General features: G+C 67.1%; 1 protein-coding gene. It reads left to right on the forward strand.

The genetic code is table 11. The annotated features are described in order from the left end of the window. Nucleotides 1-665: 665 nt before the first annotated feature. The coding region (locus ACFWBT_RS43095) for a sigma-70 family RNA polymerase sigma factor (protein WP_385710333.1) at nucleotides 666-1,180 on the forward strand (515 nt) is incomplete at its 3' end.

Consider the following 1,180-nt stretch of genomic DNA (forward strand, 5'->3'; position numbering starts at 1 on the left):
GGCACGCCCTCGGACAGCCTGACCGCGAGTGGCGAAGACCGAGAAAAGTCCGAAGGCATGCACGACACCGGCCGCCGCGGAGCATCCCGCCGCCCCAGCGGCAAAAAGGATGCCTCCGCCTACACGGGCGTCAACCCGGAGGACACATCGGCCGGGGACGGAAGCCGCTGAAGGAGGATGTGAACGGCCGCCGACCACGCTCGGTCAACCAGCACGGCAACTATGCGGGCCGCCTCGGGCTCCCCCGTCCGGGAGCCCAACGGCTGCGATGCCGAGCTGCCCTCGTTCTCACCCACGAAGCGAGGACGGGCGAATGAGGCGAGTGTCCCGTGTGGTGCGCGAGGTGACGTCGGGATACTGGGACCGCGGATGGGACAGTGCCTTGGTGCCCAGCCCGCAGTCGCGGAACGGTTCGTCCAGGACGACGTCGGTAAGCACGCCCTCGGCGCATGCTCGATAGGTCACCCGTCCGATCACCCTGCGGATGTGCACCAGCAGGAGACACCCCACGCGCACACAGCACCCCTTCACGCGCACCACACCTGGAACGAGACAGCGAGGGACACCCCGCCATTCGCATGGACCGGCCGCATGCGGGTACCCGCGCCGGTGTCGGCCTCCAGCAGCCGGCAGTACGAGGGCTGGAACCGTGGGAGGGGCCTGACATGACGGTGACCGAGGCGGCACAACCACAGACCGTGGCACTCCCGGAGATAGCGGACCCCTCGCGGGTCGCCCCCAAGGACGCCCGGCAGCTGTCCAAGCTGTTCTTCGACCAACTCACCGTTCTCGAAGAGGGCACACCCGAGTACCAGTACGCGCGCAACACCCTCATCGAGATGAACATGACCCTCGTCCGCTTCGCGGCCGCACGCTTCCGCAGCCGCGGCCAGGACGAGATGGAGGACATCGTCCAGGTCGGCATGGTCGGATTGATCAAGGCCATTGACCGGTTCGAGCTCACTCGCGAAGTCGAGTTCACCTCCTTCGCGGTTCCTTACATCGTCGGTGAGATGAAGCGCTTCTTCCGCGACACCTCGTGGGCCGTGCATGTCCCCAGGCGGTTGCAGGAAGCCCGGATCCAGCTCGCCAAGGCCACCGAGGAGCTCCGCAGCCGGCTCGGCCGCACCCCCACCGTCAAGGAACTCTCCCAGCTGATGTGCCTGAGCGAGGAAGAGGT

It is taken from the genome of Streptomyces sp. NPDC060027 (assembly GCF_042737005.1).
Classification (GTDB): Bacteria; Actinomycetota; Actinomycetes; order Streptomycetales; family Streptomycetaceae; genus Streptomyces.